The 17,483-nt window shown below is 45.8% G+C and carries 16 protein-coding genes and 1 pseudogene; 11 read left to right on the plus strand and 6 right to left on the minus strand.

Annotation, left to right across the window (positions count from 1 at the left end; all coding sequences use genetic code 11):
• Positions 1-112 precede the first annotated feature (112 nt).
• From M2387_RS25965 to M2387_RS22520, 8 genes and pseudogenes are all read left to right on the plus strand, one after another.
• A pseudogene (locus M2387_RS25965) lies at positions 113-243 on the plus strand (DDE-type integrase/transposase/recombinase); the annotation flags it as partial.
• A gap of 560 nt (positions 244-803) precedes the next feature.
• A complete protein-coding gene (gene manD / locus M2387_RS22490) occupies positions 804-2,018 on the plus strand; it encodes a D-mannonate dehydratase ManD (RefSeq protein ID WP_259052789.1) in 1,215 nt (404 codons plus the stop codon).
• Positions 2,019-2,047: 29 nt separating this feature from the next.
• Positions 2,048-3,061, plus strand: a complete 1,014-nt coding sequence (locus M2387_RS22495; RefSeq protein WP_259052791.1) for a Zn-dependent oxidoreductase — start codon at positions 2,048-2,050, stop codon at positions 3,059-3,061.
• A 45-nt stretch (positions 3,062-3,106) separates the two neighbouring features.
• On the plus strand, positions 3,107-4,132 hold the full coding sequence (gene yiaK, locus M2387_RS22500) for a 3-dehydro-L-gulonate 2-dehydrogenase (RefSeq protein ID WP_259052792.1): 1,026 nt from the start codon (positions 3,107-3,109) through the stop codon (positions 4,130-4,132).
• Between the two features lie 340 nt (positions 4,133-4,472).
• Positions 4,473-5,501, plus strand: coding sequence for a C4-dicarboxylate TRAP transporter substrate-binding protein (locus tag M2387_RS22505; RefSeq protein ID WP_259052793.1), 1,029 nt, complete (start codon positions 4,473-4,475; stop codon positions 5,499-5,501).
• A 64-nt stretch (positions 5,502-5,565) separates the two neighbouring features.
• Positions 5,566-6,045 carry a TRAP transporter small permease gene (locus M2387_RS22510; protein WP_259052794.1) on the plus strand — a complete coding sequence of 160 codons (480 nt, stop codon included), beginning with the start codon at positions 5,566-5,568 and terminating at the stop codon, positions 6,043-6,045.
• On the plus strand, positions 6,042-7,325 hold the full coding sequence (locus M2387_RS22515) for a TRAP transporter large permease (RefSeq protein WP_259052795.1): 1,284 nt from the start codon (positions 6,042-6,044) through the stop codon (positions 7,323-7,325). Before M2387_RS22510 ends, M2387_RS22515 begins: the two co-directional genes overlap by 4 nt.
• Before the next feature lie 167 nt (positions 7,326-7,492).
• A complete protein-coding gene (locus tag M2387_RS22520; RefSeq protein WP_259052796.1) occupies positions 7,493-8,179 on the plus strand; it encodes a GntR family transcriptional regulator in 687 nt (228 codons plus the stop codon).
• A gap of 159 nt (positions 8,180-8,338) precedes the next feature.
• Here the strand turns inward: M2387_RS22520 and M2387_RS22525 are convergent, their stop codons facing one another.
• Positions 8,339-9,259, minus strand: coding sequence for a ParB/Srx family N-terminal domain-containing protein (locus M2387_RS22525; RefSeq protein WP_259052797.1), 921 nt, complete (start codon positions 9,257-9,259; stop codon positions 8,339-8,341).
• A gap of 290 nt (positions 9,260-9,549) precedes the next feature.
• Between M2387_RS22525 and M2387_RS22530 the strand changes: the two genes are divergently transcribed.
• Complete coding sequence (locus tag M2387_RS22530; RefSeq protein WP_259052798.1) at positions 9,550-10,089, plus strand: DUF2058 domain-containing protein; 540 nt, start codon at positions 9,550-9,552, stop codon at positions 10,087-10,089.
• A 22-nt stretch (positions 10,090-10,111) separates the two neighbouring features.
• On the opposite strand, the gene M2387_RS22535 is transcribed toward M2387_RS22530, so the two are convergent.
• Complete coding sequence (locus M2387_RS22535) at positions 10,112-10,810, minus strand: RluA family pseudouridine synthase (RefSeq protein ID WP_259052799.1); 699 nt, start codon at positions 10,808-10,810, stop codon at positions 10,112-10,114.
• Between the two features lie 72 nt (positions 10,811-10,882).
• Here M2387_RS22535 and M2387_RS22540 point away from each other — a divergent pair, with 72 nt between their 5' ends.
• Both M2387_RS22540 and M2387_RS22545 read left to right on the plus strand, forming a co-directional pair.
• On the plus strand, positions 10,883-11,500 hold the full coding sequence (locus tag M2387_RS22540; RefSeq protein ID WP_259052800.1) for a hypothetical protein: 618 nt from the start codon (positions 10,883-10,885) through the stop codon (positions 11,498-11,500).
• Positions 11,501-11,714: 214 nt separating this feature from the next.
• Entirely contained in the window at positions 11,715-12,569 is an 855-nt protein-coding gene (locus M2387_RS22545; RefSeq protein ID WP_259052802.1) for a PA4780 family RIO1-like protein kinase, read from the plus strand.
• A gap of 102 nt (positions 12,570-12,671) precedes the next feature.
• On the opposite strand, the gene M2387_RS22550 is transcribed toward M2387_RS22545, so the two are convergent.
• From M2387_RS22550 to M2387_RS22565, 4 genes are all read right to left on the minus strand, one after another.
• A complete protein-coding gene (locus M2387_RS22550) occupies positions 12,672-13,022 on the minus strand; it encodes an NIPSNAP family protein (protein ID WP_259052803.1) in 351 nt (116 codons plus the stop codon).
• Between the two features lie 142 nt (positions 13,023-13,164).
• The gene (locus M2387_RS22555; RefSeq protein WP_259052804.1) at positions 13,165-14,421 is read right to left on the minus strand and encodes an MFS transporter; all 1,257 of its coding nucleotides are present in this window, start codon (positions 14,419-14,421) and stop codon (positions 13,165-13,167) included.
• Positions 14,418-15,449 carry a class I SAM-dependent methyltransferase gene (locus M2387_RS22560; protein ID WP_259052805.1) on the minus strand — a complete coding sequence of 344 codons (1,032 nt, stop codon included), beginning with the start codon at positions 15,447-15,449 and terminating at the stop codon, positions 14,418-14,420. The genes M2387_RS22555 and M2387_RS22560 overlap by 4 nt, the downstream gene beginning before the upstream one ends.
• Positions 15,439-17,430 (minus strand): TonB-dependent receptor, encoded by a 1,992-nt coding sequence (locus M2387_RS22565; protein WP_259052806.1) that lies wholly within the window; start codon positions 17,428-17,430, stop codon positions 15,439-15,441. The genes M2387_RS22560 and M2387_RS22565 overlap by 11 nt, the downstream gene beginning before the upstream one ends.
• Positions 17,431-17,483: the final 53 nt, after the last annotated feature.

The raw sequence follows: 17,483 nt of genomic DNA on the forward strand, positions 1-17,483 counted from the left end.
GTCTGTTTTTTGTACACGATTGGTTTAATTACATAGTTATGCTTGGGGTAATACTACTGTCAGTTCGCAAAACATTAATATAACAATACCTGTCATGAACATACGTATTTACCGAATATGGAGCGGAGATATTACATATCTCTGGCCAGGAAATCGCTGGCGTTATCTAGTGGTAGTAATGGATATTTTACCCGCAGAGTTATCGGCTGGAGTTTACCAACGAATGCCGATAGAACGCTTCTTCCGTAGTCTGAAAACAGAATTGATACCAACGAATGGTTGTGCGTGTAGAAATATATTTAAGGATACAATTAACATTTTTTAATTCTATCGCAATTACTTTACTTATAGTTTGATCTTATATATTGGTCCCATACTGGATCATCACCTAATAATCCGAGTTTAGATATATCTTCAGTATCGAGTATTTATAAATCACTTGACGATATTTTGATCATTTCATCCATTAAATACCCAGGCACTCTCATTTCACTTAAATAATCACGAATATTTTTTTCAAAACATTTATAAATTTCATATTCCAGATCATTATTAAATTTTTTTCTTGCAATGTTAAAGAACAAAATGAATGAATCCCTACATCACCAAACGGCAATCTAACAACGCCTGCTGCAATAAGAAAAACACCTCCCGCATGACACAAGTCATAACCCAGATCACAGTCTTCAAAGAAATCCCACCAATGTTAATTAAATGTGAAGCTGTTCAACTTATCGCCACCAACATGGTTGTATGGTAGTAGGCACAAAAGAATATCTGTACGTATAAAAAGGATAAATAACGTGAAGATTGTCAGTGCTGAGGTATTTGTCACCTGCCCGGGGCGTAACTTTGTCACCCTGAAAATTACGACAGATAGTGGATTAACCGGGCTGGGTGATGCAACACTCAACGGACGTGAGCTACCCGTTGCCTCTTATCTCAAAGATCATATATGTCAGCAGCTTATTGGGCGTGATGCGCACCATATCGAAGATATCTGGCAGTTTTTATATAAAGGAGCTTACTGGCGCCGGGGCCCGGTAACCATGTCCGCGATTTCGGCAGTAGATACCGCTTTATGGGATATCAAAGCCAAAGCCGCCAATATGCCGCTTTACCAGTTACTGGGCGGAGCATCGCGCACAGGCGTCATGGTCTATTGCCATACGACGGGCCACTCGATTGATGAAGTGCTGGATGATTATGCCAGGCACCGCGATGAAGGATTCAAGGCGATTCGTGTGCAGTGCGGCGTGCCGGGTATGAAAACTACTTACGGTATGGCGAAAGGAAAAGGGCTTGCCTATGAGCCTGCGACAAAGGGCCACTACCCGGAAGAACAACTATGGTCGACAGAGAAATACCTCGATTTTACGCCGAAGTTGTTTGAGGCAGTGCGTGAGAAATTTGGTTTCAACGAGCATATGCTGCACGACATGCACCATCGTCTTACCCCCATTGAAGCCGCGCGCTTTGGTAAAAGTATTGAGGATTATCGCCTGTTCTGGATGGAGGATCCGACCCCTGCTGAAAATCAGGCCTGCTTCCGTTTAATTCGTCAGCACACCATCACGCCGATTGCCGTGGGAGAAGTGTTTAACAGCATCTGGGATTGTAAACAGCTGATCGAAGAGCAGCTCATCGACTATATCCGTACCACCATCACCCATGCGGGCGGAATTACGGGTATGCGCCGCATCGCTGATTTTGCCTCCCTTTATCAGGTGCGTACAGGTTCACACGGGCCCTCAGACCTCTCTCCTGTCTGTATGGCAGCGGCACTACATTTTGACCTCTGGGTACCCAACTTCGGCGTTCAGGAATATATGGGTTATTCGGAACAAATGCTGGAAGTCTTCCCCCATAGCTGGACTTTCGATGATGGCTATATGCACCCGGGCGATAAGCCAGGATTAGGCATTGAGTTCGATGAAAAGCTGGCAGCGAAGTATCCCTATGATCCCGCCTATTTACCGGTTGCGCGTCTGGAAGATGGCACCCTGTGGAACTGGTAAAAATAGACTCGGTTATCAGAGGTTAAAAAATGAAAAGCATTGTAATACAGCAACCCAATGAATTAGTGGTTGAAGAGCGTCCTGTTCCGCAACCGACGGCAGGTGAGGTTCGGGTGAAAGTCCGCTATGCCAGTATCTGCGGCTCTGATGTCCATATTTGGCGCGGACATAATCCCTTTGCCAGATATCCGCGCGTTATCGGACATGAGTTCTTCGGCGTAATTGATGCTGTTGGAGAGGGTATAGATGCATCCCGGCTGGGAGAGCGTGTCTCGGTTGATCCAGTGGTGAGCTGCGGCCATTGCTACCCCTGTTCCGTTGATCGTCCTAACGTATGCACGGAATTACAGGTTATCGGCGTACATCGGGATGGCGGATTTAGCGAATATGCCTGCGTACCGACGGCGAATGCTTATTCTATTCCTGATGCCATCCCCGATGAACTGGCAAGCCTTGTTGAACCCTTTACGATTGCAGCGAATATCACCGCCTTTCTCTCGCCAACGTCTCGTGATATTGCTCTGATTTATGGCGCAGGCCCAATGGGATTAACCGCGATTCAAGTACTGAAAGGTGTATATGGGGTGGCTCAAGTTATAGTTGCCGATCGTATACCGGAACGACTATTGATGGCTCGTCAGAATGGCGCAGATCTGACGTTAGATAATAGCGAGGTTCCGCTATCAGCACAGTTACCGGGCATCTCTCCTACGTTGATTATTGATGCAGCCTGCCATCCTTCTATTCTGTCAGAAGCTATTGCCCTGGCTTCCCCTGCTGCACGTATCGGGCTTCTCGGTTTTTCAGACGAGCCTTGTCATTTTACCCAGAAGAGCCTCACCAGCAAAGAGTTGTCGCTCTTTACCTCGCGCCTTAATAGCAAACGCTTTCCCGTGGTAATTGACTGGTTACAGCGCGGATTACTCGCCCCTGAAAAATTAGTTACCCATTATTTGCCGCTTTCTCAGGCAGAAGATGCGATGAGCAAATTTGAACAAGACCCTCGAGGTTGCTGCAAAGTCATTCTAGATATTCAGGCGTGATGATATTTATCGTGGAATATTGGTCCTCATAACGAGATGAAAAATATGCAAAGAATCAACTTTGATACCATGAAAGAGACAGTAAAAAAGGCATTCTTAAATGCAGGTTTAAGTGAACAGCAGGCAGATATTTGCGCACAAATTCACACGGAGTCCAGCTGTGATGGGGTCTTCTCACATGGGTTAAACCGCGTATCCCGGTTTATTGATTACGTCCAAAAAGGTTGGATCAATATTCAGGCTGAGCCCACTCAGGTTAAGTCATTAGGCGTAATTGAGATCTATGACGGTAATCAGGGGATTGGTATTACTAATGCGTTATTTGCCGTTGAAAAAGCCGCAGAACTGGCACGTCAGAATGGCATAGGGATTGTTGCTTTACGCAATACAACGCACTGGATGCGTGGAGGCACATACGGCTGGAGAGCGGCAGAACAGGGTCTTGCCGCCATTTGCTGGACGAATACGGAGTCGTGTATGCCTGCATGGGGAGGTAAAAATACCCGCTTAGGTAATAATCCCTTCGTGATGGCTGTACCCCGTGAGAAAGGATCGATCGTGCTGGATATGGCCATGTCGCAATACTCATACGGAAAATTGCAGGTCACACGACTTAAGAATGAACGTCTCCCCTTCCCCGGCGGTTTCGACCAGCAGGGAAATTTAACCGATGAGCCGGGGCCAATTGAACAGTCTATGCGGATCCTTCCTACCGGATACTGGAAAGGATCGGGAATGGCCGTTTTATTAGATGCCATGGCCGCATTACTGTCCGCGGGGCACCCAACAAATGAGATCGATAAAGTCGGTAAAGGGAGTTGTACCGGAGCGAGTCAGATTTTTATGGTGTTCGATCCCGCACAGCTTGGTGGCCGCGAGTTTAGCGAGCAAATGGCTGACAGCGTGGCAGATTATGTCAAGACATCGACGGCGGCAGAAGGCCAGAAGGACGTTTATTACCCCGGCGAACATTCCGCTAAAAATAGACGAGAGAATCTCATCAACGGTATTCCTGTTGACGACGGCGTTTGGGCCGAAATAGTTAAACTGGCGCAAGAAGTCGATGGCTGATTATGGGGAATATTGAGCAATACATTAGATAAAAACAATACTGAAAAATGGATAATCGAGATGTGATATAGAATAACCCAGCTTTCGTAAATACTAAAAAAACCAAATTGAGTTTTGTTTTGTCAATTAAACCATTTCCATCTGGACGGGTGGCAAGATGAAATGATTAACATCACATAAGCATTGAAATGAATAAACAGCTTTGTGATAAACATCTCTAAATAACAGTTTGACGTGAAAAGTTAAATTTGATTATTTATACACAAGGTCTAATTATTATAGTTTGATCATCAAATACGAATTTTAAACTCATAATCTTTCCTTTGGAGAATAAAATAATATGTCAAAATGTACCTTAAGTTTCGAAAGGAATTATTTTAATGCGCTGAAATCCGGCGTATATAAAAAAATAGCAATAGGCTCATTACTTTCCCTATTTACCTTATCTTCCTTTGCAGCTAAAACATATGAGTTCAATCTGAGCACCGCTTTATCGCCAGACGATCCTGTTTATGCTGGATTTAAGGAGTTTAAGAAAAATGTTGAGAAACGCACGGATAAAAATGTACGTGTCAGATTGTTTCCCAGTGGGCAGCTAGGCGCTGATGGTGAGTTAATTCAGCAGGCTCAGGTAGGAAGTAATGTAGGTGTTCTTACTGATGGCGGCAGGCTGGCACAATTTGTACCGGAGCTGGCAATACTGAATGCTCCCTTCTTACTGTCAGACTATGACCAGGCGGCAAAACTTGTCGCAACACCGGTATTTGAAGAATGGGAATCACAGTTAAAAGACAAATCAGGGTTGGTCAGCCTGTCGTTCAACTGGTATCAAGGCTCCCGCATGATGATAACGAAAAAACCTTTCACCCAACCAGCTGATTTAAAAGGCGTCAGGGTCAGAGTGCCTGACTCACCCATCGCTATCGAAACGATCAACTGCATGGGTGGATCACCCACACCAATGGCGTGGTCAGAAGTCTATTCTGCGATTCAAACGGGTGTAGTCGATGCTGCTGAGGCACACCCGACAGCATTATACGGTTCCAAACTTAATGAAGTCGCTAAAGATATAACTAAAACCAACCACTACCATCTGATGACGTCGATTATCGTGGGAAGCAAATGGTTCGATCAGTTACCAGCCGAATACCAGAAGATTCTTCAGGAAGAGTCTTATAATGCGGGCGCGTTCACTTCGCAAAAAATTATAGAACAGAGTAATGCTGTTTTAGAAAAAATGTCTAAGAGTGGTGCGAAAATCGCTGATATCGACCTTACTCCGTTTATAGCAGCATGCGCTAATGTGCCCGCAAAGCTTGGGCTGGAGCAGGCTCAAAGCAGTGTAAAAACAGCGCTGGATATCAAATAGACGAGCTTGATCATTTCTATATGACGCCCACCCTTCGGGTGGGCCGTTAAGTGAGATATTACAGATGAAAACACTGATAAAAATAGAAATAGCCATTGCGAAAATAATTTTTATTATCATGGTGGCCCTTATATTGATCGCAGCTATTGGGCGAGCAATTGGATACCCCCTGATTTGGTCTATAGAAATATCAATGGTTTTATTCGCCTGGGTGAGTATGTTCTCTATCCACTATGCTCAAGTCAAACAGCGTAATATGGGAATTGATATCTTATTGAAGCGGTTCCCCGTGAAAGTACAGGATATTATTGATTATATTAACAGAATTTTAATTATTGCCTTCCTGGGGTTTGGAACCTGTTCTGGATATATTTTTATGTGGGATACTCGTTCGCATGTATTACCTATCTCCGAGATAAACCATGTTGTTTTAAGCGCGGCGGTTCCGACAGGATGCCTGTTAATGATTTTCACCTGTATTGAACAATTGATTGATAAAATCAATTCTAATCGAGCATTATCTATCAGAGGAAATCTGCCATGATATGGTTGACCGGTGTATTGTTTATTTTATTTATGCTGATGGGCATGCCGGTAGGATTCGTTATTGCCATATCAAGCCTGGCCTATTTTTTCACATCCGACTTTCTCCCCCTCGGAATTGCTTTTCAAAAATTTGCAGCCCCTACCCAGTCATTTCCGATGATTGCTGTTCCGCTGTTTATTCTGGTGGGAAATTTACTTACACGGACAGGTATTACTGAGCGTTTATTAGATTTTGCTCGTCTGCTAACCGGATGGATGATTGGTGGGCTGGCGCAAATTAACGTATTACTCGCGATGCTGATGGGCGGGGTTGCCGGCTCAGCCGTCGCTGATGCATCCATGCAGTCACGTATGCTTGGGTTCTCTATGATTGAACGAGGTTACCCCAAGGCTTATACCGCGGTAGTCATTGCTTTTGCTTCCCTGATCACTGCAACATTACCTCCGAGTATCTTATTAATCCTGTATGGCTTTGTCGGTAACGTTTCTATCGGAAAATTATTTCTTGCAGGCATTATCCCGGGCATTTTGCTGACAATAACGCTTATGGTAACGAATTACATCATGGCTCGTCGCATGAAAATTCAGCCAGAAACACTCACAAAACCCACATTTAAAGAAGTTGCGGCGAGTTTCCGTCGCGGTTTTTGGGCTCTGATGTTCCCGGTTATCCTCATTGTGGTCATTCGTTTAGGTTTGTTTACGACTTCAGAAGCTGGGGCATTTATCGTTCTCTACGCCATTATTGTTGGAGGCTTAGTTTATAAAGAACTCACCTGGCAAGGACTCCTTGATACATTAACAGAGACGCTAAGTGACTTAGGCATTGTCATGCTTTTGGTTATGGCCGCCTTCATTCTTGGACATATCAGCGTGTTGGATCAGTTACCGCAAGCGATGACTGAATTCATTACCGATTTTACAGATAATCCGACAGGTATCATGCTGCTGATTTTTGCGCTGGTACTGATTATTGGCATGGTGTTAGATGCCAGTCCGCTGGTATTGCTGCTGACGCCAATCTTACTACCTATTGTTACTGAAATCGGCTATGACCCTATTCACTTCGGAATTTTGTTCATTACGTTAACGTTATTGGGGGCGAACACACCGCCAGTGGGTATTTGTATGTATACGGTTTGTGGTATTTTAAAATGCGATACGGTACATTTTATAAAAGCATCAGTACCTTATTTAATCGCATTCCTTATCTTCACAGCAATTTTATTTATTTTCCCGCAAACAGTCATGTTTTTACCTGATTTACTCATGCCATAGAGCAATATTATTTTAATGATGTGTTTTAAATAGAAGATATATACCCGCCATGCCTTAAACTGTTTATGCTAAAAGTTCAGTTAAGTTCAGCTTAGTCGATGACAGGCTGGCATGGTGGGTATAGTCGTAAATTATAAATCACAAATTTATTGGATAAATATAACGACATGGATATTTATTTTCAGATCAATAATAACGAACCCATCAATCAGCAAATTTATCGCATATTGCGTAAAGAAATTGTGGAATGCACAATCCCTCCTGGTAAGCTGCTGTCCGAAAAAGAAATCTCCCTGCGTTTTACTATTTCTCGTCAGCCGGTCAGGGAGGCTTTTATCAAGCTGGCAGAGGCCGGTCTGGTGCAGATCCTGCCGCAGCGCGGCACGTTCGTCATGAAGATATCCGAACAGCGCGTGTCGGATGCCCGCTTTATCCGTCAGGCGCTGGAATGTGCCATTGCACGTCGGGCGGCAGAAATGGTCACGGAGGAACAACTGCTGACGCTAGAGCACAACTTACACTGTCAGGAACTCGCCGCGCAGAATAATCGGGTGAACGAATTTCTTAGCCTTGATGATAATTTCCATCAACTTTTGACACAGGTTGCTAATTGTTCACTCGCATGGGAAACCATTGAGTCAATTAAAGCAACGATGGATCGGGTACGTTTTCTCAGCCTGAGCCAGGTTTCTCCGCCTTCCAGCCTGATCCAGCAGCATTACTTAATTTTTAATGCCCTGAAGGCACGCGATCCCCATGCCGCGGAAAAAGCGACGCGTGAGCATTTACAGGAAATTATCTATTCCATCACCCCCATCGCGAAACAAAATAGCCACTGGTTCGAGTACTCCTGATCGGGTTATACAATAATTTTTTGATAAAATATCGCTTATTTTTTTATCTAAAAAAATGTATACGGAGGAAAAGTCAGAAGTGGCTAGCTTAAGCGCAAAATCACCAAAAGCAGAAGCCCCATCTTTTGGTGATTTTTTGCTGTTAACGCTTTAACGATATTATCCTTTCTGTGCTGCCGTGAATAAGACCGTCAGTTTTCCATTTTGATCAATCAGTTTATTCAGCTCTTTTTTATTGATGGCAGTAAATACCCCAAAATCACTGGTGGTATATTTTTTGCCATCTAACTCAACGATAACTTCATCAGCGGGGGCTGAGAGCATGGCATTAGCCACTTTCTGCAGAGAGTCGTAATAATCTTCTCTGGTATCCAGTTTCAGTGAATCAACAGGGACTTTTTTATTTAGCCACTCGGCAATATAAAATTCAAAGAAGGGAATATTGGTTGATTTAGGTTTTTTATAAGAGACATCCCGGAGAAAATACATGATTGAACGGTAGCGATCGTTCTGTAAGCTTTCCTCTGATACGGTCTGTGGCAGAGACTGATAGTTTACTGGCTTAAACTGAGCATCTTTCAACCATGTCAGGTTATTTTCTGCAAGGAAATCCCAGAACGCTTTCATCGAACCCATGTCAGATTTATCATCGGTAATGCGGATAAAAACGGGAGTATCTCCACCAGAGACTTTATTTAGCATGCTGACCAGATGGTGACCATCGGTTAAATAATATTGCTTATCCGGGCCAATCACGGCAGTTTTCAGATCTTTAACTTTGGAACCATAGGGCTCGAGGCATTTGAAAGAGTTAAGATCAAGCAGGGATGATTTTTCAGTAAAGGATTCAACACCTTCAGCGCCGTTATCTTCGCAGTAATCAGCATATAACTTTTTAGGGTTTAAGGCATAGCTGGCAATTTTGTAATTAACTTGCTGATCGCCAATGCTCGGTTGTGTCGGCCTCAGATCGGCCGCTTTTAGCTGTATCACGGAGGGTGTGTTAGCAACATTACCCGCAGCCCATGACTGAGCCGTCACACTTAACAGAGACAATAAAACATAATTTAAATATTTCATGGAGGGCCCTTTAGAATATGTATTGAGTGCTGATTACTTGAAAACTAAATAATAATGTCCGTTTATTTTTCAGGTTTATTTCATATATTCATCATAAAAGTGGCTATAACTTATTGGCTTTTTGTTTCACTACGGCTTCATTTAGATGACAAAAAAGTGACAACATCAGGTAACTCTATGAATAGGCATACTTAAATAGTGGTTATGTACCCTGACGACATCAGGTGTTTAGTCAATTCAACAATTACGGGTATAATCCCCATAAATTATCGGATTGGTTTAAAGCGAAGATGACAAAACTCACCTTACAAGAGCAGATGTTAAAAGCAGGTTTAGTGACCAGTAAGAAAGTCGCTAAGGTCCAGAGAACCGCTAAAAAGTCACGGGTTCAGGCTCGTGAGGCCAGAGAAGCGGTAGAAGAGAATAAAAAAGCACAGATCGAGCGTGATAAGCAGCTGAGCGAGCAGCAAAAGCAAGCGACTTTAGCCAAAGAGTATAAGGCCCAGGTTAAACAGCTGATTGAGATGAACAGAATTATTATTGCCAAAGGCAATATCGATTTTAACTTTACCGACAACAACTTAATCAAAAAAGTCGTGGTCGATAAGCTCACTCAATCCCAGCTGATCAGCGGCCGCCTGGCGATTGCCCGTTTAGTGGTAGAGGGCAGCAGCGAGCATCAGTACGCGATTATTCCTGCGGTTGTCGCGGATAAAATCGCCCAGCGTGATGCCGACAGCATTGTCCTGAACAGCACCTTGAGTCAGGAAGAGCAGGATGAAGACGATCCGTACGCTGACTTTAAAATCCCTGATGACCTGATGTGGTAGTCACTGCATTACCGGGTATTTTTCAGAACGGGCTGGTATTTCGGCCATGGACGGGCTCCAGACTTACCGGATGAACAAACTGTAATTCGCTGGCGTGTAGCATCAAACGAGGCGTCTGTTCCGTTCCTGGCAGTAAGAGCCCGCCATAGAGATCGCAGCCGAGGATTGGATGCCCCAGCAGCTGGCAGTGAATGCGGAGCTGGTGAGTGCGTCCGGTTTCCGGTGTGAGCTCAACCCGGGTGAGTGGCAGTGAGATACCCCCTTCACCCTGCTGGTAAAAACGCTCCACAACACGATAGCGAGAACGAGCTGGTTTACCGTTAATCGCGCTGATTGTCATTAATGGAAATAACGCCGGATCTTTCGCGATTGGCGCATCGATTACCCCTTCATTGCTTTCCAGATGCCCACAGAGCAATGCGCTATAGACTTTACTGACGGTTCGCTGGCTGAACTGCTGGCACAACGCGGCATTGATAGCCTTATTGCGGGCAATCACCATCAGTCCCGAAGTCCCGAAGTCTAAGCGATGCACCAGCGTACAGCCGGGGAAGTTTTGCACCAGCCGGTAATGAACAGAATCAAAATTCAGGGGGTTTTTCCCTGACAGACTGAGTAGCCCGGCGGGTTTATTAATCAGCAGCAGATGCTCATCCTGCCAGAGGATGTCGATTTCCTCATGACACGGCGGAGCAATAAAGTTATCAATAATCTCAGACATCAGGCGACCCGGCAAAGAATAGAAGCGGATGATAACCAATTTTACGAGGACTGACGAATCAGCGTAAAAATAATGATGATATCGGTTTTTTATCCTATAGATTATGCTTTGTCGCTGGTACGATCTTGCTTCGTCAGAAGAAAAAGTTCACTTATCCATGGATGTTCCGGCAGAGGATTGATGATGGCAGCAGCAATACCGACTACCGCTTTTTGTATCTGTACTTCTGCAAGTGACTTAGTGGATTACCCGGATGAGGATGGTCCCGCATTCCCAAATGCAGAGTTAGCAAAAATCCTTGAATTAATGCATATTGAGCTTAATCTCGCGACACTCTGTGATTACTATTTCGATGATATTCCTGTCTGTAAAGGTGATATTCTGCTATTCAGTTCTTCACACTATACAAAGAGCTATTTTATCATTGACTTGTATAAAGAACGGACCGATCAGCTAGATCTTGTCAGCTTTTATATCAGCTCTCCTCATCAGGAACTGATTAAGCAGGTTAAACCCGTTCTACGATGCTTTTATGATAAGACTCAGTATCAAATTGCGTATGAAGAAAACAGCCTTTCAGGAAGGGTGCTGAAGATTCTGGACTGTAAGCCCGGGGATGTTTGTGAAGTCGTAGCAGAATCGGATTACCATCAAAAAGTCATTTATCATTCAGGAAACTTTGCTCATTAAGCCTATGAGCCGTAAAATCACAGGGATATGATCCGATAAAAATCAATAATCCACTGTTTTATATGAAAAACACTCAGTAATGTGTTATTTCATGGATTAATTCAGAAAAATGCTCAAACTAATGGAATTCACGATGAGGTCTCCGTTAATTATTTCTACTTTCGCCGTCTATGCTGTTGATACCAAAAGCGGCAGACAAAAGGTATAACGCCGCATGAAAATCCCAGCCAGGATCCAGCCATTAGTCGATGATGGCTTGATAGATGAAGTCCTCCAGCGCCTGAAAAGCGGCAAGGAAGCTGACGTTTACACTGTATTATGCGGTGACACTGTGCGCTGCGCCAAAGTCTACAAAGAGGCAACCCAGCGTAGCTTTAAGCAAGCCGTACAGTATCAGGAAGGACGTAAAGTCCGTAACTCGCGTAGTGCACGTGCGATGCAGAAAGGTTCTAAATTCGGTCGCAAGGAGCAGGAAGAGAGCTGGCAGATGGCTGAGGTAGAAGCGCTCTTTCGTCTCGATAAAGCCGGCGTACGCGTTCCTGAGCCCTATATCTGCCTTGATGGTGTGCTACTGATGGAACTGGTCACCGATGCCGACGGTATGGTGGCGCCACGCCTGAGCGATGTCACTTTGACAGAAGAAAATGCCATCACCGATTTTAATACTATGATCCGCAATATTGTGCGCATGCTGTGTGCCGGTCTGGTACATGGTGATTTATCAGAATTTAACGTCCTGATGGATGCCAATGGCCCGGTGATTATCGACCTACCCCAGGCCGTTGATGCCGCCGCTAACAACCATGCCGAGTCGATGTTTGAGCGTGACGTAGGTAATATCACCGCCTACTACGGTCAGTTTGCCCCGCAATTACTGAAAACCCGTTACGCCAAAGAGATTTGGCAGCTGTATGAAGACGGTAAGTTAACCCCTGAGGTCGCGCTTACCGGTCTGTTCGTTGAGGAAGAACATGAAGTGGACATGGGTTCACTGATGGATGAGATAATCAACGCGGAAGATGAATATTACGATCGCCAGCGGGCAAATAAAGAGCGTGAAGAGGAATAATATCCGTCACGGTCTTACCCCTCCAAACCCGCATAGCGCAAGCTTGCGGGTTTTTGGTTTGTTACCCTCAGCAGTAACCGGCTTTACTCTCCAGAGAAGCCATTATTTCCGTTCTGATGAGGTTATTCTTAGTTCGTCTACTGCGCTTTCCGGCAGTGATAATACCGATTTCAGACTGACATCAATGCTGCTGATGATTTCTTCTCTTGGGCCTGAGCGCCAGCCATCACTGCTGTAGAAGGTAGCCAGAATATCCTGCATTTGTTGCTCCGAAGCAAAAGCACGAATGAGATAGTAGCTATCTGTATCATGCAGCGAGTTTCCGTAGGCTACAACATCGATACCATGGCGGATATGTAGTGGGATGCTGATATCACACATAATCTGATGGAATGCTTCTCCACTCCCTTTTTTCAATTCATATTGCAGTATTTCTACTCTCTTATTCGTCATACCCGTCCCCACTAAGATAAAACCAGTATTATCAATGTAAGTGATAGCCTTGATGAACTAAAGATCGTTTCTGAGCGAAAGCGGTGACTAACCGTATCAGGTCAGAACTGATACGGTTAGTGGCAGTGTGATGGAGAAGAGCTTAAGACTCTCGTCCGGATAGCTGAGCGGTATACTGCGTCATCCGGGAAAGTGAGTTTCTGGCAAGCATTACCGTTATCAGTACCGCCAGTACCCCACAGCATAGCGCGGTGAGCATCAGAGAATACCCTCCCCTGTCCAGCAAGACTCCCGCACCAATCGGGAAGGTTAACCTGGTCAGAACAAACAGGCTTGCCTGAAGACCATAATCCGCCGCACGTCGCTCGTTACGGGTAAAAAACATCATCAGCCCGAACATCAGCGAAGAGATCCCACCCATCGCGACCGCCACCAGAAAGATTGTGCCGATCAGCCATTGCTGATCCCATTTCAGTACTACCGCCAGGGTTAAAAGCCCCAGCGCCAGCAAGGCGGCCAACAGATAACAAGGAACGGCTCTGGCTATTCCTAAATAGCGAACTAACCGACCACTGAGCAAACTGGCAATGGCACCCACAATCCCGCCGCCGACTCCCACTATCCAGGCAATATCCTGAGCCTTAACGCCAAAGTCCAGTAACAGAGGTTTCATATATAACCAGGCCGCACCGACAAACGGGAAGCAGGTCATCAGCAATAGCGTCCAGAGTCTGGCTTCGGGCTGGCGAAAAAAACCGGCAAAATCCGTCAGAGACTGGTGCGGTACTTCTTGCTCTGTTGTGGTGACTAAAGACTTATCTTCAGTCAGTAGTCCCATCAATAGCAGACCGATTAACAGACCTGTCAGCATCAGAAAAAATGGCGCTTCCCAGCCCCATAATCCTTGTAGTACCAGCATTACGCCACTGCCGACAATAGCGCCTAAAAAAAGCGCCATGGAGCGGATGCTACCGGCGCGCATCTGTTCGCTGCGTGGCAGTAATTTAACCACCAGCGCATTCAGAGGGATATCAGCCCAGGTTGCCAGCAGGCTGATAGACAGCGCCAGTAAGAACAGTGGAATGCGATGGGCCAGTATATCCTGATCGCTTATCAGCCAAAGTAATACCGCCAAAGGCAGGATCAGGCACAAGACCCAGTTGCTGTAGTGGCGTTTTCCCGGACTAAAGCGCTGAACCGGTAATGCCAGCAGGAACTTAAACACGGCCGGGAGTCCGGCTAACTGAAATAGCCCAATCTCCGTCCCGGACCATCCGTATTCACGCATAGTCAGTGGCAGACCAAGTAACAGATAAATCCCCGGGATCACCAGCACAAAGTTCATCCAGCCGAATATCGCCTGATAGAGTCCATAGCGTTGAGCAGTTATCTGACTCATAGCGCCTCTTTTCTGGCAATAATCACGGTGACAGGCGCAACGGGGAATGTCACCTGCGGGAACTGTTCAAGCTGAGTAAAACCTGCGCGTTCCATCATCATCGCAAGCTCCCCCTGAGGGGTAACGTGGCAGCCTTTCATCCGCATCGCTAAATAGTACGGCAGAACTTTACTTGCATCGGTTACTGTCAATGGCACTTCCGCATGGGCGCTGATAAACACCCCACCAGGTTTCAGGGCTGCCCATATTTTCGCTAATGTGGCCTCAATATCCGGCATAAAATGCAATACCGACGAGCACCAGATTAAATCAAAATTATCACCGATCGGGTCTGTGGCCAGATTACCACCAGTGACGTTTAGCCGTTCACTTAACCCCGCCTTATCGATATTACTTTGAGCGACTTTAACTGTTTCAGGAAAATCGAAAACCTCACCGCGCCATAAAGGGCTCGCTTGCAGCAGACTGATGGCGATTAATCCAGGGCCACCACCCAGATCCAGTAGCCGGCCACCGCGCTGAAACTCGGGTACTTTGGTCATCAGCTCTCGTACCACTCCGGCGGTGATAGCGCGTTGCTCTTGCGCTATCTGAACATTTGCAGCTTTTGCCCAGTTCTCCTGGGTGGTGATGGCGTCAGGAGCCTGACTGTAAACCATGCCCGACTGTACCTGCTGTGCCAGCTGACCGGCAAAATGACGCAACCCGCTTAGGCGAAACAAAAAAGCATCTCCCAGATAGTGCTCAGCATCGGATGCAAAATATTGTCGGGTGATATCCTGATTGTAATAACGAAGAGGATCTCCGGGTTCATGTGCCAGTAGGTCCATACTCCAGAGTAGCTCTAAAACATACCCCAGATTACGGCTATCAACGCCAAGACTGGCGGCAATATCGCTCGCCGTTTGCGGCGTATTAAGTTTACGAAATAAATCCCACTCGAGCGCTATCCGTAATGCATCGGCTTTGACATTAGCCAGCGCAAGATCCCAGTAGGGTTGTAAGGTTGCAGGTTGATTAAAATTCATAACTGGCACGGACTCCAAATTCCTGGGGCTGACTATAAATAATGGCATTTCCGTTCATTTCGCCGATGGCATCATAGTGTTCGTTGGTCAGATTCTGCCCGTAAACGCTTAATGTCAGGTGCGGATTAACCGGGTAACCGACCAGCATATTGAGAAGCTGATACCCTCCGCGCTGATAGTTATTACCCGGATCCAGATAAGTGCGACCGACACCGTCCAGAGAAGCATTTGCATACCAGCTATCAGCGTCATAACGCACGCCAAGGTGCCAGGTTACGTCCGGAGCATAGGGATTTCGATTACCGTCATAGTTATTGCTGCCATCCCGGTAGTGATTAAAGCGAGTTTTATTAAGCCCAAGAACGGCATCAAAACTCCATTCTGAGTTCAGCAGGTAATCAAACGTAGCTTCTATTCCACTGGAATGAGCCGTAGCCGCATTAGTAATGGTAGTCACTCCCGGCCCCACGATTTGCTGAACCTGCATATCATCAATTTGCATATAATAAGCAGCGAGTGAATATCTCAGGTTAAGCGGTTTAATTAGCCCTTTTATGCCAGTCTCATAAGAGCGGACTTTTTCCGGTGAAAATTGGGGATAATTGACGGTTGGTGAAAAGAGGTTATACCCTCCCGCCCGAAAACCTTCTGAGTAGGTCAGATAGAGGTTATGTTCAGGTCTCCACTGGTATTGCAAAGAGGCTTTTGGAGAGAACTGGTTATCTCTCTGGCTCTGATTTTCAGCATATTCAGGTTTGACCTTTATATTGTCCTGCTGAATACGTCCTCCCAGAGTCAAGGACCACTGAGAAGTGATGGGTTGTAACCATTGACCAAACAGTGAAACTGAGTGTGCTTCCAGAGACGTATTTATCGTCTGAAGGTTTACCAGGGTTTTATTGGTAAAAGAAACATCGTTATCGGTTTTATCCGCATACACACCTACCAGCCACTCAGCCTCATGATAGCCCCCGGATAATCTGAACTCCTGAGAGAGATTGCTCAGATGATACTTACGCTGCAAAAAGAACAGCTCCGTCGGCATAAAATCTGAGTCTTGCTTCAATCTGTCGTGATAGTCGGTTTTTGCGGTGATTGAGCGCAGTGACATACCGGAGTCAAATTCATGCGCTACATCAAGCGAGAATGTTTCCCCTTCTGAGTGGTTCCAGCTGGGTGTCCCGGAGTTAACCTCATGGTGCGACCCCTTAACACTACCCCACGCCGAAGCACCATCCCGGTAGGTAATATGGCTGTAACGCAATGAGATATCGCTGCGTTCATCAGGCGTCCAGCGGAGAACAGCCCGACCATCATAACTTTTACGGTCATCGGCCCAGCCGCCATTATAGCGGTCATGGATAAAGCCATCCTGTTCACGGAACTGACCGGAAACTCCCAGATATAGCGTATCGTCAATCAGCGGGTGTGAGGCATCAACGCGTACAACTCGCTTATTACGGCTGCCCATTTCACCATCAACACGTAACCAGGGGGTATTATCCGGCTGTCGGGTATAAATATTTAATACTCCCCCTTCGGCATTTTTACCGTATAACGCCGATTGCGGGCCGCGTAATATTTCCACTCGCTCGACGCCGACCAGATTATTATCAAATCCCTGGCTGGTCAGCATAGGTACGCCATCAACCGTCATCAGCATAGAAGAAGAAAAAGCGGTCGCGTAGGATGTCAGGCCGCGAATAACGGGTGGGTTAAAACCGGATTGCCCGGTAGCCTGAAAGCTAAAGCTGGGCGTTTTGTGTGCAAGCGTAATCAGATCTTCAATGTGCTGACGCTGTAAATCCTCGGCAAAAAAAGTCGACAGGCTGGTCGGCACCTCTTCGGCTGCCTGTGCGGTTTTATTTGCGGTGACCATAATCGTTGAATCATCACCATAGCTGAATGCGGATACCAGTCCGCAAAACCCGAGGCAGGTGGTCTTATAAAAAGGTATTTTTGTTATTTTTAATTTATTCATACGTTTATTCTCAGGCAGTAAAAATAAATTACCGCTATCAGGCCAAATAAAGA

It is taken from the genome of Klebsiella sp. BIGb0407 (genome assembly GCF_024807845.1).
In the GTDB taxonomy this organism is placed as follows: Bacteria; Pseudomonadota; Gammaproteobacteria; order Enterobacterales; family Enterobacteriaceae; genus JGM124.

Excerpts from the sequence above, each read along its gene's own strand:
- M2387_RS22495 (WP_259052791.1), top strand. The coding sequence starts at position 2,048 with ATGAAAAGCATTGTAATACAGCAACCCAATGAATTAGTGGTTGAAGAG.
- yiaK (WP_259052792.1), top strand. The coding sequence starts at position 3,107 with ATGCAAAGAATCAACTTTGATACCATGAAAGAGACAGTAAAAAAGGCA.
- M2387_RS22505 (WP_259052793.1), top strand. The coding sequence starts at position 4,473 with ATGTCAAAATGTACCTTAAGTTTCGAAAGGAATTATTTTAATGCGCTG.
- M2387_RS22510 (WP_259052794.1), top strand. The coding sequence starts at position 5,566 with ATGAAAACACTGATAAAAATAGAAATAGCCATTGCGAAAATAATTTTT.
- M2387_RS22515 (WP_259052795.1), top strand. The coding sequence starts at position 6,042 with ATGATATGGTTGACCGGTGTATTGTTTATTTTATTTATGCTGATGGGC.
- M2387_RS22520 (WP_259052796.1), top strand. The coding sequence starts at position 7,493 with ATGGATATTTATTTTCAGATCAATAATAACGAACCCATCAATCAGCAA.
- M2387_RS22525 (WP_259052797.1), bottom strand. The coding sequence starts at position 9,259 with ATGAAATATTTAAATTATGTTTTATTGTCTCTGTTAAGTGTGACGGCT.
- M2387_RS22530 (WP_259052798.1), top strand. The coding sequence starts at position 9,550 with ATGACAAAACTCACCTTACAAGAGCAGATGTTAAAAGCAGGTTTAGTG.
- M2387_RS22535 (WP_259052799.1), bottom strand. The coding sequence starts at position 10,810 with ATGTCTGAGATTATTGATAACTTTATTGCTCCGCCGTGTCATGAGGAA.
- M2387_RS22540 (WP_259052800.1), top strand. The coding sequence starts at position 10,883 with ATGATGATATCGGTTTTTTATCCTATAGATTATGCTTTGTCGCTGGTA.
- M2387_RS22545 (WP_259052802.1), top strand. The coding sequence starts at position 11,715 with ATGAAAATCCCAGCCAGGATCCAGCCATTAGTCGATGATGGCTTGATA.
- M2387_RS22550 (WP_259052803.1), bottom strand. The coding sequence starts at position 13,022 with ATGACGAATAAGAGAGTAGAAATACTGCAATATGAATTGAAAAAAGGG.
- M2387_RS22555 (WP_259052804.1), bottom strand. The coding sequence starts at position 14,421 with ATGAGTCAGATAACTGCTCAACGCTATGGACTCTATCAGGCGATATTC.
- M2387_RS22560 (WP_259052805.1), bottom strand. The coding sequence starts at position 15,449 with ATGAATTTTAATCAACCTGCAACCTTACAACCCTACTGGGATCTTGCG.
- M2387_RS22565 (WP_259052806.1), bottom strand. The coding sequence starts at position 17,430 with ATGAATAAATTAAAAATAACAAAAATACCTTTTTATAAGACCACCTGC.